The organism is Pseudomonas fluorescens, assembly GCF_902497745.1.
Lineage (GTDB): Bacteria > Pseudomonadota > Gammaproteobacteria > Pseudomonadales > Pseudomonadaceae > Aquipseudomonas > Aquipseudomonas fluorescens_BM.
Genome location: NZ_CABVHJ010000023.1, coordinates 53,280 through 80,022 on the forward strand (window position 1 = coordinate 53,280; position 26,743 = coordinate 80,022).

At 60.7% G+C, this 26,743-nt stretch carries 24 protein-coding genes and 1 pseudogene; 12 read left to right on the forward strand and 13 right to left on the reverse strand.

Annotated elements, in window-relative coordinates:
• Nucleotides 1-17 precede the first annotated feature (17 nt).
• Entirely contained in the window at nt 18-311 is a 294-nt protein-coding gene (locus tag F8N44_RS26760) for a hypothetical protein (protein WP_007914623.1), read from the reverse strand.
• A gap of 244 nt (nt 312-555) precedes the next feature.
• On the opposite strand from F8N44_RS26760, the gene F8N44_RS26765 reads away from it, so the two are divergent.
• The 5 genes from F8N44_RS26765 (at nt 556) to F8N44_RS26785 (ending at nt 5,040) form a co-directional block, all read left to right on the forward strand.
• Nucleotides 556-858 carry a MazG-like family protein gene (locus tag F8N44_RS26765; protein WP_007914625.1) on the forward strand — a complete coding sequence of 101 codons (303 nt, stop codon included), beginning with the start codon at nt 556-558 and terminating at the stop codon, nt 856-858.
• Nucleotides 858-1,607 carry a methyltransferase gene (locus tag F8N44_RS26770; protein WP_150652420.1) on the forward strand — a complete coding sequence of 250 codons (750 nt, stop codon included), beginning with the start codon at nt 858-860 and terminating at the stop codon, nt 1,605-1,607. Before F8N44_RS26765 ends, F8N44_RS26770 begins: the two co-directional genes overlap by 1 nt.
• 12 nt (nt 1,608-1,619) lie before the next feature.
• A complete protein-coding gene (locus tag F8N44_RS26775; protein WP_150652421.1) occupies nt 1,620-2,234 on the forward strand; it encodes a DUF4136 domain-containing protein in 615 nt (204 codons plus the stop codon).
• A gap of 54 nt (nt 2,235-2,288) precedes the next feature.
• Nucleotides 2,289-2,846 carry a DUF4136 domain-containing protein gene (locus F8N44_RS26780; protein ID WP_150652422.1) on the forward strand — a complete coding sequence of 186 codons (558 nt, stop codon included), beginning with the start codon at nt 2,289-2,291 and terminating at the stop codon, nt 2,844-2,846.
• A 205-nt stretch (nt 2,847-3,051) separates the two neighbouring features.
• Nucleotides 3,052-5,040 (forward strand): pilus assembly protein TadG-related protein, encoded by a 1,989-nt coding sequence (locus F8N44_RS26785; RefSeq protein ID WP_150652423.1) that lies wholly within the window; start codon nt 3,052-3,054, stop codon nt 5,038-5,040.
• On the opposite strand, the gene F8N44_RS26790 is transcribed toward F8N44_RS26785, so the two are convergent.
• Both F8N44_RS26790 and F8N44_RS26795 read right to left on the reverse strand, forming a co-directional pair.
• Nucleotides 5,037-7,790, reverse strand: a complete 2,754-nt coding sequence (locus F8N44_RS26790) for a PAS domain-containing sensor histidine kinase (RefSeq protein ID WP_150652424.1) — start codon at nt 7,788-7,790, stop codon at nt 5,037-5,039. The two genes, F8N44_RS26785 and F8N44_RS26790, sit on opposite strands and share 4 nt — an antisense overlap.
• Complete coding sequence (locus F8N44_RS26795; RefSeq protein WP_123376941.1) at nt 7,787-8,230, reverse strand: TadE/TadG family type IV pilus assembly protein; 444 nt, start codon at nt 8,228-8,230, stop codon at nt 7,787-7,789. The genes F8N44_RS26790 and F8N44_RS26795 overlap by 4 nt, the downstream gene beginning before the upstream one ends.
• Nucleotides 8,231-8,305: 75 nt before the next feature.
• Here F8N44_RS26795 and F8N44_RS26800 point away from each other — a divergent pair, with 75 nt between their 5' ends.
• The 3 genes and pseudogenes from F8N44_RS26800 (at nt 8,306) to F8N44_RS26810 (ending at nt 11,231) form a co-directional block, all read left to right on the forward strand.
• Nucleotides 8,306-8,776 (forward strand): prepilin peptidase, encoded by a 471-nt coding sequence (locus F8N44_RS26800; protein ID WP_150652425.1) that lies wholly within the window; start codon nt 8,306-8,308, stop codon nt 8,774-8,776.
• 126 nt (nt 8,777-8,902) lie between these two features.
• Nucleotides 8,903-9,691, forward strand: coding sequence for a response regulator transcription factor (locus tag F8N44_RS26805; protein ID WP_150652426.1), 789 nt, complete (start codon nt 8,903-8,905; stop codon nt 9,689-9,691).
• A 1,176-nt stretch (nt 9,692-10,867) separates the two neighbouring features.
• Nucleotides 10,868-11,231, forward strand: a pseudogene (locus F8N44_RS26810) (DUF6124 family protein).
• Nucleotides 11,232-11,349: 118 nt separating this feature from the next.
• On the opposite strand, the gene F8N44_RS26815 reads toward F8N44_RS26810, so the two are convergent.
• The 8 genes from F8N44_RS26815 to cpaB are packed head-to-tail and all read right to left on the reverse strand — an operon-like array spanning nt 11,350 to nt 18,798.
• Complete coding sequence (locus F8N44_RS26815) at nt 11,350-11,622, reverse strand: DUF3613 domain-containing protein (RefSeq protein ID WP_150652428.1); 273 nt, start codon at nt 11,620-11,622, stop codon at nt 11,350-11,352.
• Between the two features lie 10 nt (nt 11,623-11,632).
• The gene (locus tag F8N44_RS26820) at nt 11,633-12,355 is read right to left on the reverse strand and encodes a tetratricopeptide repeat protein (RefSeq protein WP_150652429.1); all 723 of its coding nucleotides are present in this window, start codon (nt 12,353-12,355) and stop codon (nt 11,633-11,635) included.
• Nucleotides 12,356-12,377: 22 nt separating this feature from the next.
• Nucleotides 12,378-13,262 (reverse strand): type II secretion system F family protein, encoded by an 885-nt coding sequence (locus F8N44_RS26825; protein ID WP_150652430.1) that lies wholly within the window; start codon nt 13,260-13,262, stop codon nt 12,378-12,380.
• A 1-nt stretch (nt 13,263) separates the two neighbouring features.
• Nucleotides 13,264-14,148: a type II secretion system F family protein gene (locus tag F8N44_RS26830; RefSeq protein WP_150652431.1), complete on the reverse strand. Its 885-nt coding sequence runs from the start codon at nt 14,146-14,148 to the stop codon at nt 13,264-13,266.
• 18 nt (nt 14,149-14,166) lie between these two features.
• Nucleotides 14,167-15,435 (reverse strand): CpaF family protein, encoded by a 1,269-nt coding sequence (locus F8N44_RS26835; RefSeq protein ID WP_150652432.1) that lies wholly within the window; start codon nt 15,433-15,435, stop codon nt 14,167-14,169.
• Complete coding sequence (locus tag F8N44_RS26840) at nt 15,432-16,622, reverse strand: AAA family ATPase (RefSeq protein WP_127925701.1); 1,191 nt, start codon at nt 16,620-16,622, stop codon at nt 15,432-15,434. Before F8N44_RS26840 ends, F8N44_RS26835 begins: the two co-directional genes overlap by 4 nt.
• Nucleotides 16,619-17,836 (reverse strand): type II and III secretion system protein family protein, encoded by a 1,218-nt coding sequence (locus tag F8N44_RS26845; RefSeq protein ID WP_150652433.1) that lies wholly within the window; start codon nt 17,834-17,836, stop codon nt 16,619-16,621. The genes F8N44_RS26840 and F8N44_RS26845 overlap by 4 nt, the downstream gene beginning before the upstream one ends.
• Before the next feature lie 20 nt (nt 17,837-17,856).
• Nucleotides 17,857-18,798, reverse strand: coding sequence for a Flp pilus assembly protein CpaB (gene cpaB / locus F8N44_RS26850; RefSeq protein WP_150652434.1), 942 nt, complete (start codon nt 18,796-18,798; stop codon nt 17,857-17,859).
• Nucleotides 18,799-19,128: 330 nt separating this feature from the next.
• Here cpaB and F8N44_RS26855 point away from each other — a divergent pair, with 330 nt between their 5' ends.
• The 4 genes from F8N44_RS26855 (at nt 19,129) to F8N44_RS26870 (ending at nt 23,089) form a co-directional block, all read left to right on the forward strand.
• Nucleotides 19,129-19,338: a Flp family type IVb pilin gene (locus F8N44_RS26855; RefSeq protein WP_007914649.1), complete on the forward strand. Its 210-nt coding sequence runs from the start codon at nt 19,129-19,131 to the stop codon at nt 19,336-19,338.
• Between the two features lie 18 nt (nt 19,339-19,356).
• A complete protein-coding gene (locus tag F8N44_RS26860) occupies nt 19,357-19,569 on the forward strand; it encodes a Flp family type IVb pilin (RefSeq protein ID WP_007914651.1) in 213 nt (70 codons plus the stop codon).
• A 71-nt stretch (nt 19,570-19,640) separates the two neighbouring features.
• Complete coding sequence (locus F8N44_RS26865) at nt 19,641-20,048, forward strand: response regulator (protein ID WP_127925706.1); 408 nt, start codon at nt 19,641-19,643, stop codon at nt 20,046-20,048.
• A gap of 635 nt (nt 20,049-20,683) precedes the next feature.
• Complete coding sequence (locus F8N44_RS26870; protein ID WP_150652435.1) at nt 20,684-23,089, forward strand: autotransporter outer membrane beta-barrel domain-containing protein; 2,406 nt, start codon at nt 20,684-20,686, stop codon at nt 23,087-23,089.
• A gap of 144 nt (nt 23,090-23,233) precedes the next feature.
• Here F8N44_RS26870 and F8N44_RS26875 read toward each other — a convergent pair whose 3' ends face one another.
• The gene (locus F8N44_RS26875; protein WP_150652436.1) at nt 23,234-24,904 is read right to left on the reverse strand and encodes a ShlB/FhaC/HecB family hemolysin secretion/activation protein; all 1,671 of its coding nucleotides are present in this window, start codon (nt 24,902-24,904) and stop codon (nt 23,234-23,236) included.
• Between the two features lie 134 nt (nt 24,905-25,038).
• Entirely contained in the window at nt 25,039-26,634 is a 1,596-nt protein-coding gene (locus tag F8N44_RS26880; RefSeq protein ID WP_150652437.1) for a collagen-like triple helix repeat-containing protein, read from the reverse strand.
• Between the last annotated feature and the right edge of the window lie 109 nt (nt 26,635-26,743).

Below are 26,743 nucleotides of genomic sequence, written 5' to 3' on the forward strand. Positions count from 1 at the left end.
AGGGGCTCTTATAAGGCCTAGTGAATAATCCAGCTCAACAACCACAGCCCCAGCAACAGCCAGATAATCCCGGCAATGATCGACGCATTCATGAACGCCCGAATCGCCGACCACAACAGCATCAGCCCGACAATCAGCGCGATGATGCTGATGATCGAGGTATCCATACCCAGCGTCTTCGCCAGCCCGTCGACAAAGTTGCCACCGGCATTGCTCAAAATGTTGAACAAGCCACTGAGGCCATCGACGATAAAACGGATGACCGAACCGAGCGCCTGCCCGAGCCATTCGAAAAAGCTTTCTACCTGCATGTGTGCATCCTGATGAAAGAGCTGAGCCTTGGGCCACAACGCAGGTGGCCGAGTTCCCTGCATGATAGAAGGTTTACACCCATTCTGTGTGGGAGCGAGCCTGCTCGCGAAGGCGTTGTGTCAGTGAAATCAATGGTTGATGACATACCGTCTTCGCGAGCAGGCTCGCTCCCACAATAGATCGTCTGCGCTGCTTGCCTTCAGGTCGTATCCCCCCGAAGCTATACGCCTTCAGGAGAGCCCGATGAACCTTGTTGAACTGACCGAACGCCTGCACGCCATTCGCGACCGCAATGACTGGCGGCAATTTCACAGCCCGAAAAACCTCGCCATGGCGGCCAGCGTCGAGATGTCCGAGCTGGTGGAAATCTTCCAGTGGCTGACAGAAGACCAGTCGCGCCAGTTGCCCGCTGACAAACTCGCCCATGCCGGGCAGGAAGTCGGCGATATCGTCCTGTATCTGTTGCTGCTGTGCAGCGAGCTGGGGCTGGACATGAATGAAGTGGTGCGCGCCAAGCTCGCCGACAGCGAACGGCGGTTCAGCTGATGAGCGACCGGCATTTCGATCAGTTGGCGACGCGTTTCGCCGAAAAAATCTACGGCGGCGCCAAAGGCGCGATTCGTCTCGCGGTGTTACAGGCTGACTTGGCTGAAGCGCTGCCGGATCGCCCATTGCGCGTGCTCGACATTGGCGGCGGCCTCGGCCACATGTCGCTGTGGCTGGCCGAACGCGGTCACGAGGTGACCTTCACCGAGCCGGCCGCACCGATGCTCGAAGGTGCCCGTCAGCGTTTTGCCGACGCCGGGCAGACCGCGACATTCATTCAGGCGCCATGGCAGGAACTGCTCGGCCAACTCACCGAGCCGTACGATCTGGTGATCTGCCATGCGGTGCTCGAATGGCTCGCCGAACCCCACGCGATCCTGCCAGTGCTGCATCAACTGACCAAACCCGGTGGCTGGTTGTCACTGGCGTTCTACAACCGCGATGCGCTGATTTATCGCAACCTGCTCAAAGGTCATTTCAAGAAAATGCGCAAGAACGTCATGGCCGGCGAAAAGCAGAGCCTGACCCCGCAGCAGCCGCTCGATCCAAGGGAATTGGCAACGCAACTCGAAGGCCTGTGGCAGGTCGAAAGCCAGAGTGGGGTCCGCGTTTTCCATGACTATATGCCGGTGGAATTCCAGGCCCGCGCCGAACTCGTGGATTTGCTCGAGATGGAGCTCGCTCACCGTCGTCACCCAAGCTTCGCCGGGCTTGGGCGTTACTTGCACTGGATCTGCCGGCCGATCTGATCGGAGCGCGACATGAAAGCTCAATCCGGGTTACTGCTGATGTGTCTGGGTTTGGCTGCTTGCCAGAGCAGCAACCCGTACGTGGCGCAATCGCGGCCCTTGCCACCGGCGCCGCCGCAAGCGGCCACCACCTTCGACCGTAGCGCTTACCCAGCGCCGCCGCGTGATTACGCTCGCTACCGCAGTTGGGCCTGGCTCAACGGGCAACTGCCGCCGGGCACGGCGTGGGCCGATTCGGCGCAAGTGGCCGAAGCGGTAAGCAATGCCCTGGATCAGCGCGGCTTGCGTCCATTGCACGACAACCGCCCGGCCGACCTGTTGGTCAGCGCTGATCTGCGTCTGGAGACACGTTTGCGCCAGGTTCAGGATGACTACGGTTATTACGGCGGTGGATACGGCAGCTATGATCGATATGGACGCGGTTACGGTATGTACAACACGGTGCCGATCGTACGCACGTATTCCGAGCAAGTCGTGGTGGTGCAGGTCAATCTGTTCGACGCTGGCAGCGGGCAACCGGTGTGGAGCGCCAGTGCCGAAACCGCGAACAAGGGCAGCGAAATCGATCGCACCGATTCGATCCGCGAAGCTGTGGAAAAAGCCATGTCGGCGTATCCTCCCGGTTAGCTTCCTGCCCATTCGAAGCTGCCGCAGGTTCATGTCTTCAACCGGAGAAAACCCATGTTCCGCCGTCTCGCTCTACTGGCCATGGTCGCGCTGCTCAGCGCTTGCGCCGCCAACCAGGTCAATCACGACTTCGATGCCAGCCGCGACTTTGCGGCCTATCGCAGCTGGAGCTGGAAAGACCCCGCCCTGCAATATCGCCCGGATGATCCACGGATCAAGAGTGATCTGACCGAGCAACGCATCCGCCAGGCCGTGGCCGATCAGCTCGACCAGCGCGGTTTGCGTCCCGCGGCGGCGGGCGCCAAGGGTGACTTGAATGTGCAGACTTATCTGATCGTCGAGGATCGTCAGCAGCAAGTGACGACCAACTATGGCGGCGGTTGGGGTGGCCCATGGAATGGCTATTGGGGCGCGCCGATGTACAACGAAACGCGCAACATCACCTACAAGGTCGCGACCATCCAGATCGACCTGCTCGACGGCAAGGACGGCAAACTGGTGTGGCGCGGCAGCGATGAGCAGATGCTCTCCGGCAAGCCGAATCCCGATGATCGCAGCAATGCCATCCGCGAGACGGTCACGCGGATTCTGGCCAACTATCCACCACGCTGAGTCTGTTCAGAGAAAACGGGAGCCCTTGAGCTCCCATTTTTTTTGCCCTGCGACGACCCCCGGTAGGAGCTGCCGAAGGCTGCGATCTTTTGATTTTGATTTTTAGAGGCCAAGATCAAAAGATCGCAGCCTTCGGCAGCTCCTACCGGAGATTGCGCGTCTACACTCAGTTACACCAATGGAGCCAGCGGCAAAGGAGTGCGCCATGTCGCCTCGTTCGCGATTCAACGGCCCGGTCCGCCAGCGCGGGGCGATCGGCTTGATGGCGGCGGCCACCCTCAGTCTGGCGGTGGTGATGCTGCTGTTGGTGGTCGACACCGGTCGCTTGTACATGGAACAACGCAAATTGCAGCGGGTGGTCGACAACGCCGCCCTCGAAGCCGTCAGCCGTGGCGGCAATTGCCTGCCGGGCCTGAGCGCTGCCAGTTACGCCGGGCAAAGCGCCGTGCGCAATGGCTACATAGTCGATGCCGGCAACACCCTCGCCACCACGTGCGGCACCCTGGTCACTCCAGCCTCCGGCCTGCGCACGTTCGCAGTGGATGCCACGCAAGCGGCAGCGGTCAAAGTCGTCGCCAGTCGTACGGTGACCACCAGTTTTGCCGGTGGCGTACAGGCCTTGTTCAGCGGCACCCCGGTCAGTCTCAACACCACGCTCAATGCCTCGGCGGTGGCCGCCAAACCGCAGCCGACGGTGGCCCAGCTGAATATACGCAGCACCTTGGCCAGCATTGATACGGCACAGTCGAACATCCTCAATCCGCTGTTTTCCGGATTATTGGGCGGCAACGTCAACCTCACAGCACTGGGCTGGGATGGCCTGCTGAACACCGACATCAACTTGCTCAAATACCTTGATCAACTGGCGATCAATCTCAACGTCGCGGCCGGCAACTACACGCAGTTGCTCAATACCCAGGCGACCGTGACGCAACTGATTCAGGCGGCGGCGACGGTGGTGCAACTCAACGGCGCGACCGCCCAGGTGATCACTGCACTGGGCCAATTGCAGGTGGCCGCGATCAATGCGGCGCCGGTCAAACTGGGCGACATCCTGCAATTGCAGACCGGCACCACGGCGGCAGGGCTGGACGCCAATCTGCAACTGCTGCAACTGATTCAGGGCGTGGTGCAACTGGCCAACAGCAAGAGTGCGGTGGCGGCAACGTTGCCGATCAGTGTGCTGGGGCTGGCGAATGTCACGGTGCGGGTGAAAGTGATCGAGCCACCGCAGTTTTCTGCGATTGGCGATCCGGCGCGGGCCAAGGTCAACCCGACCGGGGCGGACCGGATTTATGTGCGTACGGCGCAGGTGCGCACGCTGGTCTCAGTGAATCTGCCGGTGCTGTCCGGAGTGACGGGGCTGACCAATGCGGTGTTGGGATTGGTCGGTGCGTTGACCCCGACGCTCAATGCGCTGCTGAGCTTGAACCTGGCGGCGACGCTCAATTCAGTGCTTTGCCTGCTCGGTGCCGGATGTGAGCAGTTGGCCCCGAGGCTGTTGCCATCGCCGCAAATCGATATCAGCCTGGATGCAGGCGGCGCGAAAAGCTATGTCACCGATTACAGCTGCCCGACAGGCACAACGGGCAGTAAAAGCCTGACGGCACACACCATTACGTCCATCGCCGATCTGAAGCTTGGCAAGATCGACCCAATCAACGCCTTTTCTTCGGCAGCCGAGCCAACGGTCGCGCCATTGCCATTGATTGATCTGGGCATCGAGACTTGTTACGGACTGTTCGGCTGTGATGCCAACTCCCATGTGCAATTCGGCGCAGGCGGAATTGCGATCAAACTCGACAGCAGCGTCGCGCAGAACTCGCAAGACCTGGTGTTCTCCAGCAGCACACCATTCGCCACCCCGGCCAACCTCAAACTGCCGCCGAGCATCTTGCCGGCAGCGCCAACCAGCAACATCGTCGGCAGCCTGTCGAATACCCTCGCGGGGATCAATCTGATCGTCTACAAACCGCAGGGCAGCAATCCGTTGGGTGCCATCGTCACTGGTGTTGCCTCGTTGATCAGCGATGTCACCAGCAAGTTGCTGCCGGTGGTGACCAACCTGATCAGCCCGTTGCTCGACCCTCTGCTGAACAACCTGCTCAAAGGTCTGGGTATCAACCTGATGGACGTCGACGTTGGCGCCAATATGACCTGCGGCCAGACCGGCAAGGCCTATCTGGTAATTTAGGCATCAGAGGCAATCGGCAATTCGATGCAGAACCGCGCACCCTCCACCGAATTGCGCACGCTCAACTGGCCGCCCATGTTGTCGATGATGCCGTAGCTCACCGACAGCCCCAGCCCGGTGCCGATGCCGATCGGTTTGGTGGTGAAAAACGGCTCGAAGATCCGCTCCAGCAGACGCGGATCAATGCCGCCACCGTTGTCCTCGACCCACAACCGCACGCTCTGTTCATCGCGCTCGACGTAGATCGCAATCCATGGTTTGAAGGTTGAATCCTTCTCGCGCTTGCTCAGTAACGCGTCGCGCGCGTTGACCATCAGGTTGATCAGTACCTGCTCAAGCTGATCGACGTAGCCGCGCACCTGAACCTCGAACCCCGTCTCGCTGATGCGCAGATCCACACCTTTGCCGCGCATGCCTTCGGCCAATAGCGACAGTGTGCCTTCAATGGCCGAGGCTGGATTGAACAGTTGCTGTTCGATCTCCGAACGCCGGCCAAACACGCGCATGTGATCGACCACTTTCGCGGCGCGCTGCACCTGCGCGTCGATGCGGTTGAGCTTGTCGGTCAGGTAATCGATCTGTACATCACCGTTGCTCAGGCGCTTGAGCACGTTGACGATGGCCATGCGCATCACGTTCAGCGGCTGATTGATTTCGTGGGCCAGGCCGGTGGCCATTTCGCCGAGTGTGGCCATTTTCGCGCTTTGTGTGAGTTGCTGCTGCGAGCGGCGCACTTCGGTGTTGTCGCGGCCCACCGCTTGCACTTCGATCAATTGGCCGTGTTCGTCGAACACGCCGCGATCGGACCACACCCACCAGGCGTGTTCGCGGCCGGGCAGTTGCAGGCTGATTTCTGCGGTGCTCACCGGCTGCTCCGCCGTCAGTGAAGCGAGGCGCTGGATGAACGCGGCGCGTTGCTCGTCGGACATCCAACTGCCCAGATCGACCCCCGGCAACTCTTCCGGCGTGCATTCCAGATAGGTCGCCAGCGGCCGGTTGCCGAAAGTCAGAGTCAGGTCCGGTCGGTAGCGACAGATCATCGCCGGCGAGTCCTCCACCAGAATCCGGTAGCGCTCCTCGCTCTTTTTCACCTGCTCGGCCGCCAGGGTTGCTTCGGTGACATCCAGCCACAACCCGACCGCTTCCACCGGCAGGCCAAGGTCATTGCGCAGCAGCCTGGCTTCATCGAGCAGCCAGTGATATTCGCCATGCCGGTCGCGCAGGCGATAACGCGCGCGCACTGAACCTTCACGGAGCAATTGGCGGCTGCGGGCGAAATACAGGTCGCGATCGTCAGGGTGGATCATCTCGATCAGTGCACTGTTGCCGCAGTCCTCAAGACTCCAGCCCAGCAGCGGTTGCAGGCTGGCACTGAAGAACGCCGGAATCAGCGCGCCTTCGTGATACTGCTGGACGTAAATCACCGCCGGCGAACTGGCGATCAGATTGTCGAGCCGTGCATGCGCGGCGGCGGCTCGTTGCTGCTGGTTCTGGATGTCGCTGATGTCGAGCATGAAACCGACCCGCCGGCGATGCTCGCCGCTGCCAATCACCTGGCCTTGGACGCGAAACCACGTTGGCGCCTGCGCGGGATCGCCATTGCGCAGGCGCACCGACAGCGTCAGGGCTTCGCCATGTTGCTGCAAGGCCTGTAGACGGCTGCGCAACTCGTCGCGGTCGGCGGGATGGATCTGTGCCAGCCAGTCTTCCAGCGCCAGTCCGTCATTGTTCAGTTGCAGGGACGCAGCCAGCGCAGGCGCCAGTTGAATGTTGTCGTCACCGCCGAGGATTTCCCACCAGCCTGCACCCAACAGGGTTTGCAGCGCTTCGATGCGCTCCAGTTGCCGGTGATGCTGCTGTTCGCGCAGGCGCCCGAGCAACGGCCCGGCCAGCGCGGCGAGCAGTGTTATCCAGTCACGATCGGTCAGATGCGGCGCGGCGCTGTCCACGGGATAAAACCCGCAGAGCAGCCAGGCCACCACACCGCGTTCATCGCTATACGGCACCGCGAAACCTTCGGCATTGCCAAACAGAGCCTGCACCCGTGAATGTTCATCGAGGCCATGGTGCGCGCCGACACGCTGCGGTGCAGCGCCATTGAGGCTGTCCAGCGGCGTGCCGAGACGCTGATCGTCATGCCACAAAGTCGGCGCATCGTGGGCGCGATACTGGCGATAAATCTGCCAGCCCTGCGCCTCATCATCGAGCAAGGCCAACGCCAGACAAGGGATGTGCCAGTGCTGGGCAATCACCTGCAGTTGTTCGCTGACGATCACCGGCAAACGCAGGGGGCTGCACGCGCGCAACTGTTCGCTGATCTGCCCGGCAATCAATTGGCAGGCGTCACGCTGGCGCGATTGCTGGCGTTCGAACAGCAGGTCGGCGATATCGATCAACTGCATCAACCAGCCTTCGCCCTGCGGTTGCACCCAGCCACGCAAGTGCAAGTGCTGTTCGCCCAATCCCGAAAAGTCGAGATCGAGCAGTAGCCCTTGCCACTCCCTCGGCCGACCTTCGATGGTCAATGTGCTGTGGGGTAACAGATAGGCGCTCAGTGGCAAGGGGGGCTGGTGCGGTTTGTGCTGCGCCAGCAGATGGCGCAACGGGCCGGCCATTTGCAGCACGCCAGCGTCGTCGTTCAGGTACAGGTGCAAGCCTGTCGCGGGTGAGCCGAGTGGGTCGGGCAACTCGTGTGCGGCGGGCGGCTTGCGTTTGAGCAAGCGCCCGAAGAGTTTGTCCCCCGACGTCAAAATTGCAGACTCGATTTGGCGGTCAGATAGGTGGGCAGACTGGGCACTGTACCAACGACCGGAAGCACCAGGAACGGCATGACCTGATTCAACTTGCTGACCGGATAATCCACTCGCACCGTCAGCAGGCCTGACGCGCTGTATTGGCTGCTGGTATCAACGCCGACCACCAGGTTGAAGACCGGCGGAATCCAGGACAACTGCTGGGTCAGCGTGGCGTTCGCGGTGTTGAGCACGACCGTTGAATAGTTGGGAGTGTTGGGATCGACCGCGACACTGCGGCGCACCGCCTCGGACGTGGCCTGATTGAATGATTGCATCATCACCAAGGGCAGGCTGTAGCTGACCAGACCGTAGAACACGGCGAAAAAGATGATGAACACCAAGGCGAACTCGATCGCCACCGCACCTTTTTGCGACTTCCGAAAGCCGGTTTTCATGAGTGCGTCTACCCTGACTGTCACTGCGTAGTATCAGCATAGAATCATTCAGCAAAAACGGACGGTTTTTACCGGATGCACAGTTTTATTCTCCTGATCTGGCTGGTGCTGTGCGCGGCGCAAGACGCTCGCCAGCGCCGCATTGCCAATGCTCTGACCCTCGGCGTCGCCGCGCTGGCGCTGATCTGGCTGTTGTGCACCGGCAGCACCTGGCTGGGCGCGGAAGCGGGGCAGGGCGGTTGGGCCTGCCTGATTGCGCTGGCACTGACCCTGCCGGGTTTTCTCATGGGCCGCATGGGCGCCGGCGATGTGAAATTAATGACAGCTCTGGGGCTCGCGACGGACGGTCTGTTCATTCTTGGGGTATTTATTGGCGCTGGGCTCGCCAGCGTGGTCTGGATGCTGCTGGCGCCAAGAGTCTGGCTTCATATGAGTCAAGGGCTTAGAGATCGTCTGCGATATCTGGGGCCAAATATGTCAAAAAAGCTGCCATTTGCACCGTTTGTGCTGCTTGGGACGGTGCTTGTTCTGCTTTGGATCCATTAGTCGCCAAGCGCCACTAGTCCTATGTACATAGTCGGAAAGTACGTCTACTTTCAAAGGAACTGGTTATACAGCCAAAGGCTGGCAGTACAGGAATGGTCAGCTTTGGCCTGGGACATGGAGTAGCACGTGAACAAGCTTACGTCTGCGGTAAAAGTCCTCGTGGTCGACGATCAGCCGTTGATTGTGGAGGAGTTGTGCGAGTTTCTTGAAAGCAGCGGTTATCGCTGTGTGCCGTGTGAGTCCAGTCAGCAGGCGATCGAGCGTTTCAATGAGGACGCGGAAATCGGTCTGGTGCTGAGTGATCTGCACATGCCGGACATGGACGGCATTCAGTTGATCCAGGCATTGCAGCGGTTGGCGGGCAAGCATCGGGCTTTTGAGGCGATCATGCTCACCGGGCGTGCCGACAAGCAGGATGTGATCAAGGCGTTGCGTGCCGGGATTGCCGATTATTATCAGAAACCGATTGATCTGGATGAGTTGCTCGAAGGTGTGCGGCGTCAGGAGGTGGCTCTGCAGGAGCGGCAGAAGAATCTGCAACTGGGGCATTTGAATCAGAAGTTGCAGTATTTGTCTGAGTCGATTGATGACCTGTATCAGGATCTGGACAAGGTGCGGCGCAGTCCTTCGGCGGTGGCTCGCGATGTGTCGGGTGGTGAGCCTGCCGAGGCTGAGGCGCAGGAGATGCCGGCGATTTTCAATCAGTTGTCACCGCGACAGCTGGATGTGGCGCGGTTGGTGGGCAAGGGGCAGACCAATTATCAGATTGCCTGTGAGTTGGGGATTACCGAGAACACGGTGAAGCTTTATGTTTCGCAGGTGTTGCGGTTGACGCATATGCATAATCGGACGCAGTTGGCTTTGGCCTTGTCGCCGAGTGCTTCTGCTTTGCGGCAGCGGGTTACGGCGCATTGACGTGGCGGCCTGTGGGCCGACCATGCTCTTGGGGTTTTGGGTGAATATCCGTTTCTGCGGGTGTTGCCGCTCGCGGTTTCGCCCTTACGGCGAGGCACTTTTTCCAGACGCCGAAAAAGTACCCAAAAAGGCTTGCCGCAACGTTCGGCCCGCTCGCTGAGGCTCGGGGTTCCTTCGCTCCGGGATCGATCCGGGGGGCATCGCCTACGGTTTGCTTCGCTGCACCTCCTCTCGATGTGTTCGACTTCGTCGAACGGTCGCTGCGCTCCCACCCCCGGATCAATCCCTCCACTCAGCCTGCCGACGCGGCCGGTGAATCAAGATCAAAAGCTGCAGCCGAGCTAACGCTCATCCTGTTGAGTGGTTAGGAGCGGGGGAGGGGCTTTTGATCTGTTTCAGAGTCTGAATTCGACTCGGTATTTCATGTCGGCATAGCTCTCCCAGGCAACTCGGTCAGTCCCCTCTCCCTCTGGGAGAGGGCTAGGGTGAGGGGCTTTTGATCTGTTTCAGAGTCTGAGTTCGACTCGGAATTTCATGTCGGCGTAGCTCTCCCAGACAACTCGGTCAGTCCTCTCTCCCTCTGGGAGAGGGCTAGGTTGAGGGGCTTTTGATCTGTTTCAGAGTCTGAATTCGACTCGGTATTTCACGTCGGCGTAACTCTTCCAGGCAACTCGGTCAGTCCCCTCTCCCTCTGGGAGAGGGCTAGGGTGAGGGGCTTTTGATCTGTTTCAGATGTCTGAGTTCGATTCGGAATTTCATGTCGGCGTAGCTCTCCCAGACAACTCGGTCAGTCCCCTCTCCCTACGGGCGGTCCGACGTTTCGGGAGGGCTAGGGTGAGGGTTGGCGTTTGGCTGTTTAAATTTGCGCCAGATAACAGGAACCTTCCCACACTGTTTTCAGGTTGTCCGTCGGACGTGCGCTCTCTAGTCTCTGGCTGTCGCTGAACACTCAGCGATCGGGTGTGAGAACCCGGCAATTTATGGTCATCCAGTCGTTGTGCACGCATAATCGCCGCCAGCTTGTCTGCTGTCTGCAATGTGTCATGGCGGCTGTGTGCGGGCAGACTTCGGTCTGGCCGGGTGTCCATAACCGGTATTCTCACCCTGCATACAGCTGCCACCTTTTGCCCCGTGAGAATGGCAGTGGGTGGTGGCAGAGACTTTGGAGTTGTTTCAATGGACAAACTGATCCCCGACCCACCCACCGAATCCACCACCCCGCTCGAAGAAGCCATCCGCGCCGACAACCTCGAAAAAAACCGCGAAGCCATCAAACGTGCTCTCGATTTCTACCTCTGCCCCGAACCCGCAAAACCACGCCAGCCCAGCACGATGTTTCTCATCCATCCGAAAATCGATACCGAAAGCCTGCTCGCCCACGCCTGCGAATTCCCTGGCCTCAGCCAATACGCTGGCGGCTAACTTTGCCGATCAGTTGGGCCGGCCCGAGCGCAATACCGCGCTGGCGATTCAGCAGATCATCATGCTGGCCGAGCTGGCGGTAAACCGGGCATTGGATCGGGTTGATCCGCAGCGCTGATTTGGCAGGTATACCGCGTCATCGTTCTTCGCGAGCAGGCTCGCTCCCACATTTTGAAATGCAATCCACCTGTGGGAGCGAGCCTGCTCGCGAAAGCGCTCGCAAGGTCAGCACCTCACTAATTCCTGGTCTCGATCTTCCCACCCGCATCCGGATCATAAAAATCCGGAATCTCATATTTGTACTTCTTCAACCAGCGCTGCATCGCCAGATCCCGTTCGGTCGGGGTCGCCGTTTGTGGCTTGGGCGAGGCGGCTTTGTTGCGGCTTTGCAGGACCAGCCAGCCTTCGGTTTCCTGTTGTTGCGCCGAGGCGGGGCCGGCGTCGATGGCGGTAGCGCTGAGGGGCAGGCTGAGGAGGGTCAGGTAGCACAGGCCTTTAAGGGGGTTCATGGCTGTCTCCTTATTTGAGCGATGACGGCAACGGGTCAGCGACGGCGGCCATTTGATTGCTGCTGGCGGGTTTGGCCTTGACCGGGGCTTTGAGTTTTTCTGCGCGTTGCTGGGCTTCGGTGAATTGTTCCGGGGTCAGTTTGGCGCGGCTGACGATTTCGGCGGCTTGTGGCCAGTCGTTCTGGTACAGCAACAGGGTGACCATGTTCAGGGTCGCCAGTTGGTTGTTCTGCTTGAGTTCGATGGCGGTGAGAAACTCGAAACGGGCGTCGTTGAGGCGTAGCTGGTTGAGGTAGACCACGCCGAGATCGTTGCGGATTTTTTCGTCGGTGGGGGCCAGGCGGGCGGCGCGTTGCAGGTGGGCCTGGGCCTGGCCGTTGTCGCCGCGGGCGGCGTAGAGTTGGCCGAGGCCGTGTTCGGCTTCGGCGGTCAGGCAGCCGCCGAGCAGGCCGCGGTACAACGGCTCGGCTTCGCTGCGGCCGAGCAGGCGGTAGACCTTGGCTTTGCGCAGGCGCACTTCGCTGATGTTGTCCGGCAGGCTTTGCAGGTTGGCGAGGCTGGCGTGCAGTTTGCCGTCGTTGGCCAGGTCGTCCGCGAGGTTCAGGGCCAGTTCCTGCTCCTGGGTCATTTTGCTGCAACTGCTCGGTGCCAACAGCGCCGTCCACGGTGCCTGGCCGTCGGTGGCGCAACCGCCGAGCAGCAACAGACTTGCCATGACTATCAGTATTTTCATCAAACGCTCTCCATGAGCAAGGTCAGTTTGCGAACGCCCGGGCTATCGCGGTGAAACCCGGGCCGGCGAGGACTATCAGCAGTGCCGGAAACAGAAACAGCATCATCACCACCGACATCTTCGCGGACATTTTCGAGATGTATTCCTGCAAGCGCGTCAGGCGCCGGTCATCCAGCAGTTGCTTGAGCGCCAGCAGCGATTTCATCGCGCCGCCGCCCTGTTGAATCAGTTGCTGGAGGATCACGCAGGTGTCAGTGAATTCGTCGACGGCGAGCATCACCGCGGCTTTGTTCAACTCCTGGCCGAGTTCCAGGCCGCTGTCGACACGGGTCAGGATCAGGCGCAGTTCGCTGGTCAGTTCCGGCAGCAGCTTTTGCGCCTCAATGCTGAGCACACGCAGGGCCTGTTCGACGGCCATGCCGGATTCGAAGAGGATGCGCAGCAGCGGAATGAACGTCGACACCTCCACGGCGATGGTTTTCTGCCGACGTGCCGCCGCGTAGGCCAGCAAGCGTTTGGGCAGCAGATAACCACCGCCGGTAGCGAGCATCGGCACGATCCAGCGGTTGTCAGCCTGGGGAAAAAACACCTCTTGCAGAAAAATTGCCAAACCCAACGTTAGCAACGGCGTGCCGATCTGGCAGGCCGCGAACAGCGCTCGTTCGTTGGCGCGGCGCCAGCCGATGCGGTTGAGCAGGGTCTGGGTTTCGCTGTCGATGCTCACCGAGCGTTGGCCAAACTTGCTGCTGCCCAGTGCGCGCAGCCAGCTGCCGAAGCGGTTCTCGCGCACCAGATGCCCTTGCAAACGCTGATTGACCTGACGCACTCGACGCCGTTCGGTCAGCAAGTGATTGACCACCAGCAGCAGGGAACCGAGCAGCAACATCAGAGCCGCGAGCCAGACCATGTCAGACGCTCCGTAACATGCGCCACAGCGCCAGGCTGCCGAACACTTGCAACACGGCAGCGCTGATCAGCATGTGCTGGCCGCTCGCGTCGTTCCACATCCCGAGCATGTAGCCGGGATTGGTCAGCATGAAGTAACTCACCAGCAGCAACGGCAACGAGCCGAGCACCCACGCGGTCATCCGCGTTTCGCCGGTGAGCGCACGCAGTTGCCGTGCGCCCTGGTCGCGTTCGCGGATCAGTTTGATCAGGTTTTCCAGCAGCTCGCTGGCGTTGCCGCCATAGCGATGATTGACCTTGAGGCCGAGGGCGAACATGCGCAGTTCGTCCTGTTCGTACAGTTCGGCAAAGTCGCTGACGGCGTCCGGCAAGTTCACGCCCAGTTGCACGTTGCGCTGGACCCGGCCCATGGCTTTTTTCAGCGGATCTTCACTGGCTTCGATGCCGCCCATGACTGCATCGCTTAGGGTACGCCCGGACTTCAGGCTGCGTACGGTGTGATCGAGCAACTGCGGCAGTTGCTCGATCATGCGTTTGACCCGGCGCTGGTAGAGCACGGCGATGTACAGTCGCAGTGCCAGTGGCGGCACGAAGATCATCAGCAACAGGCCGACCCAGTCGGCGAGAAAATAACCCAGCGCCATCGCCAGCGCCCACAGACTCAGCCACAGGCCGAAACGCTCGGTCGGGCGGCCCAGTCCGGCGCGCAGAAACATCCGTTCCAAGCCAACCCACACCGGTTTTTCAGGCGTCAGTTGGGGTTGCCCGGCGGCCAGTCGATTGAGGACTTTTTCCGTTGCGGTCTTGCGCAGGCCTTGCAGGAACAGACGGATCGACAGCCCCAGCAGCGTCAGGCAGATAACGATGAGAATGATCGGTCCCAGCATGCTCGGTGCTCCTTGCCGTCAGCCCAGATGCGTCTCGTGGCGTAGCTTGTCGCCGGCCGGATTGACGGCTTCGCGCAGGAAGCCGAAACCGCTGCGGCGGTCGAGGCGGAACAGGGTGTTGGTGACGTAGACGTCTTCGCGAATACCGACCACTTCCACCACTTCACTGACGCAGCGGCGCCCGTCAGGCATGCGCGTCAACTGGATGATCACGTCGAGGGCGGCGCAGATCATCTGGCGCAGGGTGCGTTCGGCGATGGCGCGGCCGGTCAGGCCGACCAGTGTTTCCAGGCGCAACAACGCATCCTGGGCGTTGTTGGCGTGCACGGTGCTCATCGAGCCGTCGTGGCCGGTGTTCATCGCCGTGAGTACGTCGACCACTTCGACGCCGCGAATCTCGCCGAGGATGATCCGGTCGGGGCGCATCCGCAGGGCGTTGCGAATCAGGTCGCTGGCTTTCACTTCACCGTGGCCTTCGGCATTCGGCGGACGGGTTTCCAGGCGCACCACGTGCGGGTGACCGAGCTGCAATTCGGCGACATCTTCGATGGTCACCAGACGCTCGTGCGGGTTGATCAACTGGCTGAGAATATTCAGCAGCGTGGTTTTGCCGGTGCCGGTGCCGCCGCTGATCAGGATGTTGCAGCGCTTGCCGACCGCATCCTGGAAAAACTCGAAGATCGACAGGTCGATGGTTTGCATCGCCATCAGGTCGGTGCTCTTGAGCATGTCCTTGCGAAATTTACGGATCGACAGGCATGGGCCGTCGAGGGCAATCGGCGGAATGATCGCATTGACCCGGCTGCCATCCGGCAGGCGCGCGTCAACCATCGGCGAAGACTCGTCGAGGCGCCGGCCGAGCGGTGCGAGGATGCGCTGCATCACACGTTCGACGTGATGCGCGTCGATAAACCGCAGGTCACTCTGGTGCAGCACACCGTCGCGTTCGATGAACACCCGGTGCGGGCCGTTGACCAGAATCTCGGTCACCGACTGATCGCGCAGCAACACTTCCAGTGGACCGAAACCGGTGAGCTCGTCGACGATCTCTTCGGCCAAACGCTCCATTTCGTAGCGGGAAATCGCCAGGTGCAAACGCGCGATGTACTCGGCGACTTTGTCGGTGACGAACTGTGCGAGTTGTTGGCGTGAACCTTCCAGCAGGTTTTTCCCGGACTCTTCGAGGGCGTCGATGATGTAGCGATGCAGGACCAGTTTCAGGCCTTCGTGATCGCTATTGCCGACGCCACTGCGGGGTGCCGCGCCGAAGAGTTTTTCTGCGCTCATGAGGTACCTCGCAAGCGGTCGAACCAGGTCACTTTCGGTTTGGCCAGGCCTTCGGAGCGTTTGGCCAAACGTTCGCCGAGGGCGCGCAGGCTCTGGGTGAGTTTTTCCCGCGGGGCCAGTTCGAACAGGCTGACACCCTGGTTTTTCGCGTTCAGGCGCACTTCGGGGGTGAGGGCCAGCGTGGCGATTACTTCCAGATTGAAGGTCTTGCCGAGGGTTTCCGAATTGGGCGCGACGTTGCTCAAATAGCGGTCGATCAGCAGGCGTCCGTGGTCGAGCTTCATGCCTTTTTCCCGCCACAGATTGAGTACGGCGAGGTTGCGTCGGCAGTTGAGCACGTTCTGGTCGGTGTACCAGAGCAACTTGTCGCAGTGGCTGACAAAGGTGCGCAAGGCTTCGCTGTCGGTCTGTCCGGTGAGGTTCACGACGATGTGCTGGAAGTGCTGGCGCAAGGCGCTGAGCAACATGTACAGCTCGGCGGCGCTGGTGTTTTCCAGCGGTTCATCGTTGCTGGCGTAGGCGAGAATCCGCAGGCCGGCTTCGGCGCTGGTGAAGGCGCTGTCGATCAGCGTGGCGTCGAGCCTGCGCAAGTGGCGCAAGGCATCGCCGAAGTGAAAAGAACTCTCCAGCCCGAGCAGGGCGAGGCTGTCACCGCGCGGCAAACCGAGATCGAGCAGCAAGGTTTGCTGGCCGCTCTTTTGCACCACCATCGCCATGTGGTTGGCCAACAGTGCGCCGTCGGAACTGCTCTGCACGCCATACATGACCGTGAGCCCGCCCAGTTGCGTGTTCGGTGCAACGGGTGGCAGGCGTTTGCTCAAGCGCCGTACCAGTCCGGCGACTTCACTGGAGCGTGAACCGTAGGCGACAAAATCCCGGGCGCCGGCGCGCATGGCGTTGAGCACCAACTGATTGTCCATGCCGTCGCCGAGGGCGACGATCGCCAGCATCGGTTTGGCCTCCAGCGCGCCTTCGATCAGCGCGCTTTGAGCGACCACGTGCTCACGATCAAGGCCGACGAAGACCAGGCTGGCAAAGGTCACGTCCACCAGCGCCAGCAGTTCATCGAGGCTTCCGCCACCGGCGCTGACCACTTGACCGAGCGGCGCGAGCGCGCCCTGCAGCCACTCCAGATCGGTGCTGTTGCGGGTGATGGCGAGAAAGGTCTGGCTCAGGCTCTGGCTCATTGCGATAACCCGCTACGCTTGTCGAAGTTGCCGTTTTCAAGGAAGAACATGCGGTAGAAATTCGGATCGTAATTACGCAGTTTTTCGCCCGGTAGCGACGGCAGTTGCGCATCGGCGGCCAATGGCTGGACTAGATGCGGGGTGACAATCATCAGCAGTTCACGTTCTTCGCGTTTGATCTGCGAGCCCTTGAAAAACGCACCCAGCACCGGGATATCGCCGAGGCCGGGAAACTTGTTCACCTGCGAGCTGTTGGTGGTGCTGATCAAGCCGCTGATGACGAAGCTCTCGCCATCGCCCAGCGACACGCTGGTGTCGGTGCGGCGAATGGTCAGAGCGGGCACGGTGGTGCCGGCGATCTGCACGGCATTGCTGAAGTCGAGTTCGCTGACTTCCGGGGCGACCTTCAAGGCGATGCGATCGCGGCCGATGATGGTCGGCGTCAGGGTCAGGCGAATGCCGAATTCCTTGTATTCAATCGACACGCTGTCGCTGCCGGAACTGGGCACCGGAATCGGAATTTCACCGCCGGCCAGAAAGCTTGCGCTCTGGCCGTTTAACGCGACCAGACTCGGCCGCGCGAGGGTGTAGGCGAAGCCGCTGGTTTCCAAGGCATTGATGATCGCCATGGTCTTGCCGCCGACCCACGAGAAGTTGAACAGTGAGTTGTCCACTGGCAGACGTGGCTGCGGCACGCCATCAATCGGTGGCAGGGTGCCGGGCGAACCAAACAGAAAGTTGCCGCGCGTGCCGATCAGTGAGGCGGTGGCTTCCTTGAGTTTGGTGCGGCTGACTTCGACGAAGCGGATATCGGTCTGCACCTGGGACGGCAGGTTCGGGTCATCCGAGGGTAGGGTGCCGGTCATGGCGGCAGTGGCGGCGCCCTGCACGAACACCATGCTCTGGCGTGGCTCGCTCGAGCACGACGTCCAGACCATCAGGCTGGTGGCGCCGGGCGCCACACCGGTGAGCAGAAAGGACGAACTACCGTTGGCGTGTACGTCAGCGATTTTCGGATCGCCGATCGCCAGGCGGGTGATCGCTACCGGCGACTGCACGTCCTGTTGAAAGCCTTCGCCGATTTCGATCACCGGCGGCATGCGCCCCAGCGCCGAGCAATTGCCGACTGCCGCCAACGCGGCGTCCATCGACAGGCCCATCAATAAAAGGGCGCGCAGCATCGGTTTGAATGTCGGCCTGAAACGACTCTGCATGCCCTTGGATCCTTGCGCAGTCATGGATTTTGTTGAGTGATCTGATTGCCGCGAATAATTTCCACGGCCGGCCTCGGGGCCGCGCCGGAACCGCCACCGGCAGGCGTTTTTGGTCCGGTGCCCAAGGCCAGTTGGGTGAACTGGAAGAGTTGGCTGTTGGCAGTGTTCAGATGGGCCGGCGCCTGAGCTTCGCCGGCCCAGTATTTGGCCAGGCGTTGTTCTTCGCTGCTGCGTACGGCCAGACGCAAGGTGCCGACTTGCGTTGCCAGCATCAGTCGGCTGAGCAGTTGTTCCGGCACCGCCAGCACCACGGTGCGCGCGGCGATGCGGCGTTGATCCTGTTTGAGTTTTTCATCGGCGCTCAGGGCCGGCGAAGCAGGTTGGCCGTCGTTGGTCAGTCCATATTGATCGCCAACCCCGAGCACACGCATGGCCGGGACGACGATCTGCGCCGACTGTTCCAGATTGCTGGTGTCCTGGCGCAGATACAGCAGCACATCGACGTAATCGCCGGGAATCAGTTGCCCGGCCGCGCCGATCACTTCGTCGACGGCCACGGTGAGGGCGCGTTCATCGCTGTGAATCATGCGTGCCAGTGAGCCGCCGGCGGTGAAGCTTTCATCGTTCAGCCAAGTGCCGGCGCTGAGGTGCCGCCAGGGTGTGCGGCCGATGGCCTGATCGACATTGCTCAAGCTGCCGGCCGGTGCACTGCGCAGTTTTTCCACCGCGACATCGGCCGCCGTCAGCGCGGTGAAGGGCGGTACATCGTGGAGCAATACCACCACCGGTTGGCGAGTCTGGTCTTCGGCGATCGCGACAGTTTTTTCAACGGTGACGGCTGGGGCAACGGGGGCTTCGGCGACGGGTGCCGGTTGACGACTGAGCACCAGCCCCCAGTAACCGACGAAGATCGCTGCAAGCATAAGAATGGCTGCAAGGCCCATGGTGACGCGACTGTTCATGACGGCTCTCCCTTTCCTGCTGCACTACCCACCGCACTTGCTTACGAGAGAAGTTCCCAATCCGGCAGCTATGAACATGCAACTATTTCGCTATTTCCACGCTAGCTGATCCAAGCCGAAACGCCATTAGTGACAGGAAAATAACCCACTAAAGTATGAGTCTTGGCCAATTAACAGCAGCAATCGGCAACTTCGCGATCGGATTAATCCTTTGTGATTAATCCGTTCTTACAGTTGTTGGGTGGGGCTTTGTTGACAATGCTCAAATGGCACGGTGGCTTTTGCCGCAGCAGCGTGACATGGGCGCCACAGGCGCAAAGGAGTAGTCGTATGTGTCGGATGATCCTCGATTATTTGATGGCCAGAGTCCGTTTGCTGGTCAAAAACGAAGAAGCCGCGTCGGCGATCGAATATGCGATCGTGGTGGCGATGGTTGCCGTGGTCGTGGTGGCTTTCGTCACGCCGTTGGGTAACCGGGTGTTGGCTTACTTCAACAATATTCTGACCGGGCTGGGTGGCACAGCGGTAACCAGGCCCTGACTGGCGAGGAGAATGGCGATGCTCTTTGATTATTTGAAAGTGCGTGTCCGCGGCTTCTTTGCCAGCACTGAAGCCGCGTCGGCAATCGAGTATGCGATTGTCGTGGCGATGGTGGCGGTGGTGGTCATTGTGTTCGTCACCCCCGTCGGCGCCCGGGTATTGGTGATGTTCAACAATTTGCTGGTGGCACTGGGCGGCACTGCCGTGACGGCCCCCGCACCGCCGTCCTGAGTTGAATGAAACTGCTGCCTGGTTGATGCCGCGCTACACTCGGGTTCACTTTCAGTTTTCAGGGATTGCCCATGACTGCTTCCTCGCTGCCGCGCCAACAGTTGCTTCTGGTTGACGATGAAGAGGACGCGTTGCTGGAGCTGGCAGAGTTGCTGGAGGGTGAGGGGTTTACTTGTCATACGGCGACGTCGGTGAAGCTGGCGTTGCATCATCTGACGCGGTATCCGGATATTGCTTTGGTGATTACTGATTTGCGTATGCCGGAGGAGTCCGGGATGTCGTTGATCAAGCGCTTGCGTGAGCATACTTCTCGGCAGCATTTGCCGGTGATTGTGACGTCGGGGCATGCGGATATGGAGGATGTCAGCGATATGTTGCGGTTGCAGGTGCTGGATCTGTTCCGCAAGCCGATTTATCACGTCAGGTTGTTGGAGACTTTGGATAATCTGTTTCCCAAGCCTAAGGTTCAGGTTGGCTGAGGTTGAACTCGGCGGCCTTTGGGCCGACCGTGCGTTGGGTGGTTTTGGTGAATATCCGTTGCTTCGGGTGTTGCGGCTGGCGGTTTCGCCCTTACGGCGAGGCACTTTTTCCAGACGCCGAAAAAGTACCCAAAAAGGCTTGCTCCTACGTGCGGCCCGCTCGCTAAAGCTCGGGGTTCCTTCGCTGCGGGATCGATCCGGGCGCAGCGTCTACGGTTTGCTTCGCTGCACCTCCTCTCGCTGTGTTTGGCTGCGCCAAACGGTCGCTGCGCTCCCACGCCCGGATCAATCCCTCCGCTCAGCCTTCCGATGTCGCCCGTGGATCAAGATCAAAAGCTGCAGCCGAGCTAACGCTCATCCTGTTGAGTGGTGAGGAGCAGAATGGATGTGCGATTTGCGCTGTTCTTGCGTTTGTTTTTCTGTGGGAGTGAGCCTGCTCGCGATTGCGGAATGACAGTTGGTCGGTTTCTTTGAATATTTGACGTCATTCCTTTGACCTTTTGATGGTGTCAAAGTGATGGCTCATGTACATTCCCCGCGCCCGAGCCAGGACACCTGGCGGGCCGGTAGGGATGCCTGAATGAAGATGTGAACCCTGCTGAAACTGTCTTTCATGTTTTGGAAGGGAATCTCGTTTGAATACTTCTTGTCTGCGCCGCTCTTTGCTGGCGCTTTCTGTGGCGGCTGCCGTTGTTCAGGCTTCGGGTGTCGGCGCTGTCACGCTCAATTACGATCTGGGCACGGGGCCGTTGGTCAGCGTCAAGCAGACGTACGATTTTCTGAATCTCGTGGGCACGGCGAATGTTGTGGAAAGCTCTTCGTCGGCGATGACCAGCGCGGCGCGGTTCACCGGTTTGTCGGTCAATAGCGAAATCGTCAACAAGGCCAGGATCACCATCGATGGCGCCACCCACGGTGTCGGGATCGATATAGCGCCGGCGGCGGGCGTGTCGTGGGCGCAGCTCGGCTACAACTTCAGCAACGAGGGTTCGGTCACGGTCAATGGCCTGGCTGCCAGCGGTGAATCGACGGGTATCGCGCTGAAGGGCACTCCGGTTCGTGGCACCTTCATGAACTCAGGTCCAATCACGGTGAGCGGCAATAACGCCACCGGGGTTGCGCTGGTCGACACTTCGTTTGGCCGCGGTGTGATCAACTCCGGCCCCATCGTCGTCAGCGGCACCAACGCCCGTGGCCTTTATCTGGAAAACACCGCACTGTCCGCCGCCGTCGTGAGCCGGTCGACGCTCAGGGCCACCGGCAGTGGCGCCGAAGCTTTGGTGTTGAACGGGGTGCAGCTTGTGTCTGCATCGAATGCGAGCCAATACGGTCTCTACAACTACGGCAACGTATACGGGGAGAGCATCGGCATTCATGTGTACAACCAGCCCGCAGGACAAGGTCCGCTCAACATTGTTCAGTCATACGGCATGATCGAGGGCGGTACGGCGGCCATTCAAGTGGACGATGGCCTGAGTTACTTTTACTGGAATAACGGCGATGTCAAAGGCGACTTGCTGGGCCTTTCCGGGGTGTCCATCGATGGCGAGGTCAACTTCGATGGCGCGACGATCAAGTCCGGTTACGTCACGGTACAAGAAGGCACGCTGACCCTGGCGCGGGCACATACCACGATCGTCGGCGATCTGGACATGGAAGAAGCGGACTCGGTGATTGCGATGTCGGTCGGCAATGACACCGACATCAACCGGGCGATTCTGACCGTCACCGGCACTACCGAGATCGCGCCGGGCGGCCATGTGCAATTGCAGGCACGCTCCAGCGATTTTCGCACCGCCGCTGGTGGCAACCGTTACACGTTGATCCGTTCGGGCAATCTGATCGGCGGCGAAAACCTTACGGTCGAGTCGTCTTCGGCGTTGCTGGAAGTCAAAAGCTTCGGCGTGGAAGGCAACGACGTCAAGGCGCTGGTCAGCACCAAGTCGCAAGATGTGTTGACGCAAAACACCCTCGATGCGGGTGGCACCCGAAATGCTGCTTCTGCGCTGGTCGGACTGTCGGCCTCGCTGATGTCACGTCTTGGTGAACAGGATCCGGTGTTCCAGGCGTTTGCCAACGCCAGCACCGACACGCAACTGGCGCGGCTGGCCGAGACACTCAGCCCGGACGTCAGCCGTGGCGTGCTGCACGCCGCCACCAACAGCCAGATGCTGGTCTCGGGCGTGATCAACGACCGCGCCAATCGCGCACGTACGGCCACCGGCAGCCTGGAAAAAGGCGTCTGGCTGCAAGCCCTAAACAGCGATGCCGATCAGGATGCCCGTCGCGGTGTCGCTGGTTATGATGCCGACAGCCACGGGATTGCCGTAGGCGCCGACGGCCAGTTGAACGCCGACACATCGATCGGTCTGGCTTACAGCTACCTCGACAGCGATGTGAAATCCGATCTCGGCAGCAAAACCAAAGTGACCGGTCATGCGCTGACCGCTTACGGCAATTGGATGCACGACAACTGGTTCGTGGACGCTTCGCTGATGTACGGCTGGAATGACAACGAGTCCAAACGCTACATCGCCGGCACCCGCGCCAAAGGCGATTACGACAGCGATGTATTCGGCGTCAGTGCCTTGGCCGGTTATACCCTGCGCCTGACCCCGGGTGTGGTGCTGGAGCCGCAGGTCGGTGCGCGTTACGCCAACGTCGGCATGGATTCATATCGCGAGAAGGGCAGTTCGGCCTCGCTGAATGTCGGCAGTCAGCGTTATGAAGTCGGTGAAATGGGTGTGGGCGCGCGCCTCGCTGCAGCGTTTGCAGTGGGCACCGGCAGTCTTGAACCGGAAGCGAAACTCATGGCCTGGCACGACTTCATCGGCGACAAGGTCGGCACGACGTCTTCGTTTGTACTGGGCGGCGATTCGTTCACCAGCCGTGGCACCACGCCGGTGCGCGACAGTTACGAACTGGGTCTGGGCGCCAATTATCGGATGGGCGCGTGGAGTGTCGGTGGCTCGTACAACTACGTAACGGCCAGCGGGTTTGATTCCGACGGCTTTACCGCGAAGGTGCGTTACGCGTTCTGATCCGCATCACGTAAAACCTGTGGGAGCGAGCCTGCTCGCGAAGACGGTGTGTCAGTCAACAGAACGGTTGGCTGACCCAGCGCTTTCGCGAGCAGGCTCGCTCCCACAGTTGTTTTGACTCAGGGCTTGCGTGCAATCTTGGCCCTACAGCTGATAACTGAAACTGATGCTGTACCGAGGCCTGCGATTGAACGTATCGAGTGCTTCATCCGACATCGCCTTCGCTGCCTCCAGCGCAATGTTGTAGTACTTGGCATCGCCAAACCGCAGGCCGATCGCCGCCGATGACAGATTGTTGGCCCGCACCGGCAATTCGTTGAACCAGCTGCGCGAGCGATCGAGCACGACATACGGTTGCAGGATGCGCACCCAGTTGCCGTCGCGGTTGAAACTGTAGTTGACCTCGTAAGCTACGCCCCAGCCCTTGTCGCCGGACGCTTGATCGTCGGGATAACCGCGACCGAAATTCTGTCCGCCGAACACCGCGCGCTCGCTGTCGGGCAGGCTGTCGTCGCTCCAGTAAAGTGCGGCCGACAGCACGCCTTGCCAGTTGTCGAGGAACTTGTCGCTCTGTACGCCGGACAGGCGCAGGCGGAAGAAGTCGAGGTCGATGGCGTCGTTGTTGGTTTTCGCGCCCATGCTGTCCACGCCTTGGTACACACCGCCGCTGAGGATCCGCAGTTGTCGGGCATCAGCCTTGCGCCAGTCACTCTCGAACGCGAGGGCGCGGATGTCGGTGCGCTCTTCGACGCTCAGCGGGTAGCCGATTACGTTGTAGCGGGTTTTGTCGTTGACTGCGTAGAGCCTTGAGCCGGCTGTCAGCAGTTCGTTGGAAGCGGCAATCAGCGGCAACGTGAGGCCGATCGAGTAGCGATCGTTTTCGCGGTGCGGTTTGAGTTGCAGGCCATTGTCGAGCACGACATTGGTGCCGGGGTCCGCTCGGTAGCGTGAAGCGGACAAGGCCAGTTGTGCGCCCTCGTCATTGAGAAACTGGCTGTAGTCGAGGCGGTAGTAATGTTCGTGATCGTCACCCGGCGGGAATAAACCGCTGAGGCTCAGTTGCTCGCCCATCGAGGTTTGCGAGTTGCTGCTGACACCGAGCAAGGCCTGGGTGCCGTTGCGGTTGTCTTCGGTGGTGCTCAGGGTGCTGGTGAACGGTTTGCGGCTGGCCTGGGCGATCAGCGTGGTCGCGCCATCGGTGGTGCCCGGTGGCGGCACCTGGGCCTGAATCGTCACGCCGGGGATGCGCGTCATCAGCGTGGTGTAGCGCTCGAAGGTCTTGCGGGTCAGTGGCCGTTCGGCCTGGATTTTCGCCGCCAGTTTGTCGAGCAGGGCTTTGACCCGACCGACATCGCCCTGGATCTGGATATCGCGCACGTAGCCTTCCACCAGCACCACGCGCGCGACGCCGTCATTGAAATTTTGCTGTGGCAGGAACGCGTAGGACAGCAGATAGCCGTCCTGTTGATAACGTCGGGTGATGCTGCGCGTGGCTTCGATCAGGTCGGCGAGCGTGGCTTGCCGGCCGATCAGGGGCTTATAGATTTCAGCGAGTTCGTTGAGCGGGTACAGGGTGCCGCCTTCGATCTGCACGGTTTGCAGATTGATTTTGCTGTCCATCAAGAGCGGTTGCGCGGCGGCTGCACCGGCGTCTGGCACTTGCACGGGCGTGGCGCTCGGGCGATAGGCGTCGGCTGGCAGGTTCGGCACGGGCAGGTTGCGGATGGTTTCGTTGCTGTTGAGAAAACTGGGCAGGGTGTCGGCGAGGGCAGCGGAACTGAGACTGAGGAACAGCAGGGATGCCATTACACGCATAGGACACTCCATGGTCAGATCACAGCGCAGGGCTGATTTCTCCTAAGAAAAAAGGCGGAAGACTCGTGGGAATCTTCCGCCCTCAACCAAGCGTAGGCGCTGTAGGTGAGGCCGTCGAATCGGCCAGGTGCAATTTAGCGTTTGTTGCCTCCCAGGGCGCCGGTCAGACCGCCGACGATACCGCCCAGCCCGCCGCCTGCACCACTGGTGGTGCCCCCGCTGGCACCGCCGGTGACCAGTCCGCCGACAGCGGCAACGGTACCGCCGACGTTAGTGACCAGACCACCGACTGCAGTGGTGACCGGGTTGTTGGTGGCGGCAATCGCGCCACCAATGTTGCTCACGGCACCGCCGACCTGACCGGTGAGGCCTGCGACAGGCGAGCCGAGACCGGTGGCGCCGCCGACTTGCTGGGTCAGGTTGGTGACCGCGCTGGTGACTGGATTCAGAGCGTTGCCCAAGGCACCGCCAGCCGTGGCCAATGGCGAGGTCGGCGCGGTGATCGGTGAACCCGAGCCGCCGAGTACGGTGTTGAGCGAAGCCACCGTGTTGCCGGCTGCGGCGAGGACGTTGCCAGGCGCGGCCAGCGTGCCGTTGCCCGCCGCCAGACCTGAGCCGACATTGACCACCGCACCACCGACGGTTTGCAGCAGGCCAGTCCCACCGAGGCCGCCACCGACGCCACCGACGCCACCGCCGGTGCCTGAACCTGTACCGTTGGACACCAGACCGCCGGCCTTGCCGACCGCTGTGCCAGCGTTGCTCAACGCACCGCCGAGTGTGTTGGTCAAGGCGTTGCCGTTACCGGCATCGGTGACCTTGCCACCCAGGCCGTCGACGGCTCCGCCTACTTTCGCAACCACGCCTTTGAGCGGATCGCCAAGCCCGGTGGCAGTGCCGAGTTTGTCCGTGGTGCTTTCGACCATCGCAATCACCGGCACCAGACTGCCACCGATTTTGTTCGTCAGTTGGCTGGTCGGGCCGCTGGTCAGCGTGGTGTCGAGGGTATTGCCGAGCATGGTGACTTTTTCACCGACGCCATCGAGCAGCGGCGCGACTTTGGTGACCACACCGCCTACTACCGGCACGCTGCTGGTGGCGGTTGCCAGTTTGCCACTGAGGTCGGAGACGCCGTTGCCGACATCCGTCACTACACCGCCAACCGAAGCAACGGTGGTGGTCAGACCGTTGGGATCGGTGGCCAGTTTGCCAACGCCATTGGCGACGCCATCACCCAAGGTGCTGACAACATTGCCTGCGGTGTTGGCCGCACTCTGCACCACGCCACCGACAACCGGAACGGTGCTCAGGGAATCGCCGATCTGGCCAACGCCATCGCCGACGCCAGCGACGGTTGTACCGACATCCTGCACCAGCGTGGTGGTCACCAGCGGTGTAGTGGTTGGATTGGTCGGGTTGGTTGGATCAGTCGGATCGGTTGGATTAGTCGGGTTGGTTGGGTTGGTCGGATCGGTACCACCGGTTCCGCCAGTACCGCCCGTGCCACCGGTTCCGCCAGTGCCACCAGTGCCGGCAGTATCACCGGTGCCACCCGTGCCACCCGTGCCGTCAGTACCCGATGTGCCGCCAGTCCCTGCAGTGCCGTCCGCCGCCGAACTGCCGGAACTGCTCTTGTGACCGCCACCACCGCTGCTGCAACCGGCGAGGCCAAGAGAGAGCATCATTGCGATAACGATTGCTGATTTGCACCACACGTTTTGAGTTTTCATGATGGAGATTCCTTGCACCTGTCACAACGTACGTTGTCTTCGATGGCTCGCCGGTCTGTCGCCGGAGATGCCTTCGCCCGTTGTGCTCAATCTCGTCCCGGGGCAGGTT

Coding starts and splice junctions, on each gene's coding strand:
- F8N44_RS26760 (WP_007914623.1), bottom strand. CDS start 311: ATGCAGGTAGAAAGCTTTTTCGAATGGCTCGGGCAGGCGCTCGGTTCG.
- F8N44_RS26765 (WP_007914625.1), top strand. CDS start 556: ATGAACCTTGTTGAACTGACCGAACGCCTGCACGCCATTCGCGACCGC.
- F8N44_RS26770 (WP_150652420.1), top strand. CDS start 858: ATGAGCGACCGGCATTTCGATCAGTTGGCGACGCGTTTCGCCGAAAAA.
- F8N44_RS26775 (WP_150652421.1), top strand. CDS start 1,620: ATGAAAGCTCAATCCGGGTTACTGCTGATGTGTCTGGGTTTGGCTGCT.
- F8N44_RS26780 (WP_150652422.1), top strand. CDS start 2,289: ATGTTCCGCCGTCTCGCTCTACTGGCCATGGTCGCGCTGCTCAGCGCT.
- F8N44_RS26785 (WP_150652423.1), top strand. CDS start 3,052: ATGTCGCCTCGTTCGCGATTCAACGGCCCGGTCCGCCAGCGCGGGGCG.
- F8N44_RS26795 (WP_123376941.1), bottom strand. CDS start 8,230: ATGAAAACCGGCTTTCGGAAGTCGCAAAAAGGTGCGGTGGCGATCGAG.
- F8N44_RS26800 (WP_150652425.1), top strand. CDS start 8,306: ATGCACAGTTTTATTCTCCTGATCTGGCTGGTGCTGTGCGCGGCGCAA.
- F8N44_RS26815 (WP_150652428.1), bottom strand. CDS start 11,622: ATGAACCCCCTTAAAGGCCTGTGCTACCTGACCCTCCTCAGCCTGCCC.
- F8N44_RS26820 (WP_150652429.1), bottom strand. CDS start 12,355: ATGAAAATACTGATAGTCATGGCAAGTCTGTTGCTGCTCGGCGGTTGC.
- F8N44_RS26825 (WP_150652430.1), bottom strand. CDS start 13,262: ATGGTCTGGCTCGCGGCTCTGATGTTGCTGCTCGGTTCCCTGCTGCTG.
- F8N44_RS26830 (WP_150652431.1), bottom strand. CDS start 14,148: ATGCTGGGACCGATCATTCTCATCGTTATCTGCCTGACGCTGCTGGGG.
- F8N44_RS26835 (WP_150652432.1), bottom strand. CDS start 15,435: ATGAGCGCAGAAAAACTCTTCGGCGCGGCACCCCGCAGTGGCGTCGGC.
- F8N44_RS26840 (WP_127925701.1), bottom strand. CDS start 16,622: ATGAGCCAGAGCCTGAGCCAGACCTTTCTCGCCATCACCCGCAACAGC.
- F8N44_RS26845 (WP_150652433.1), bottom strand. CDS start 17,836: ATGCAGAGTCGTTTCAGGCCGACATTCAAACCGATGCTGCGCGCCCTT.
- cpaB (WP_150652434.1), bottom strand. CDS start 18,798: ATGAACAGTCGCGTCACCATGGGCCTTGCAGCCATTCTTATGCTTGCA.
- F8N44_RS26855 (WP_007914649.1), top strand. CDS start 19,129: ATGTGTCGGATGATCCTCGATTATTTGATGGCCAGAGTCCGTTTGCTG.
- F8N44_RS26860 (WP_007914651.1), top strand. CDS start 19,357: ATGCTCTTTGATTATTTGAAAGTGCGTGTCCGCGGCTTCTTTGCCAGC.
- F8N44_RS26865 (WP_127925706.1), top strand. CDS start 19,641: ATGACTGCTTCCTCGCTGCCGCGCCAACAGTTGCTTCTGGTTGACGAT.
- F8N44_RS26875 (WP_150652436.1), bottom strand. CDS start 24,904: ATGCGTGTAATGGCATCCCTGCTGTTCCTCAGTCTCAGTTCCGCTGCC.
- F8N44_RS26880 (WP_150652437.1), bottom strand. CDS start 26,634: ATGAAAACTCAAAACGTGTGGTGCAAATCAGCAATCGTTATCGCAATG.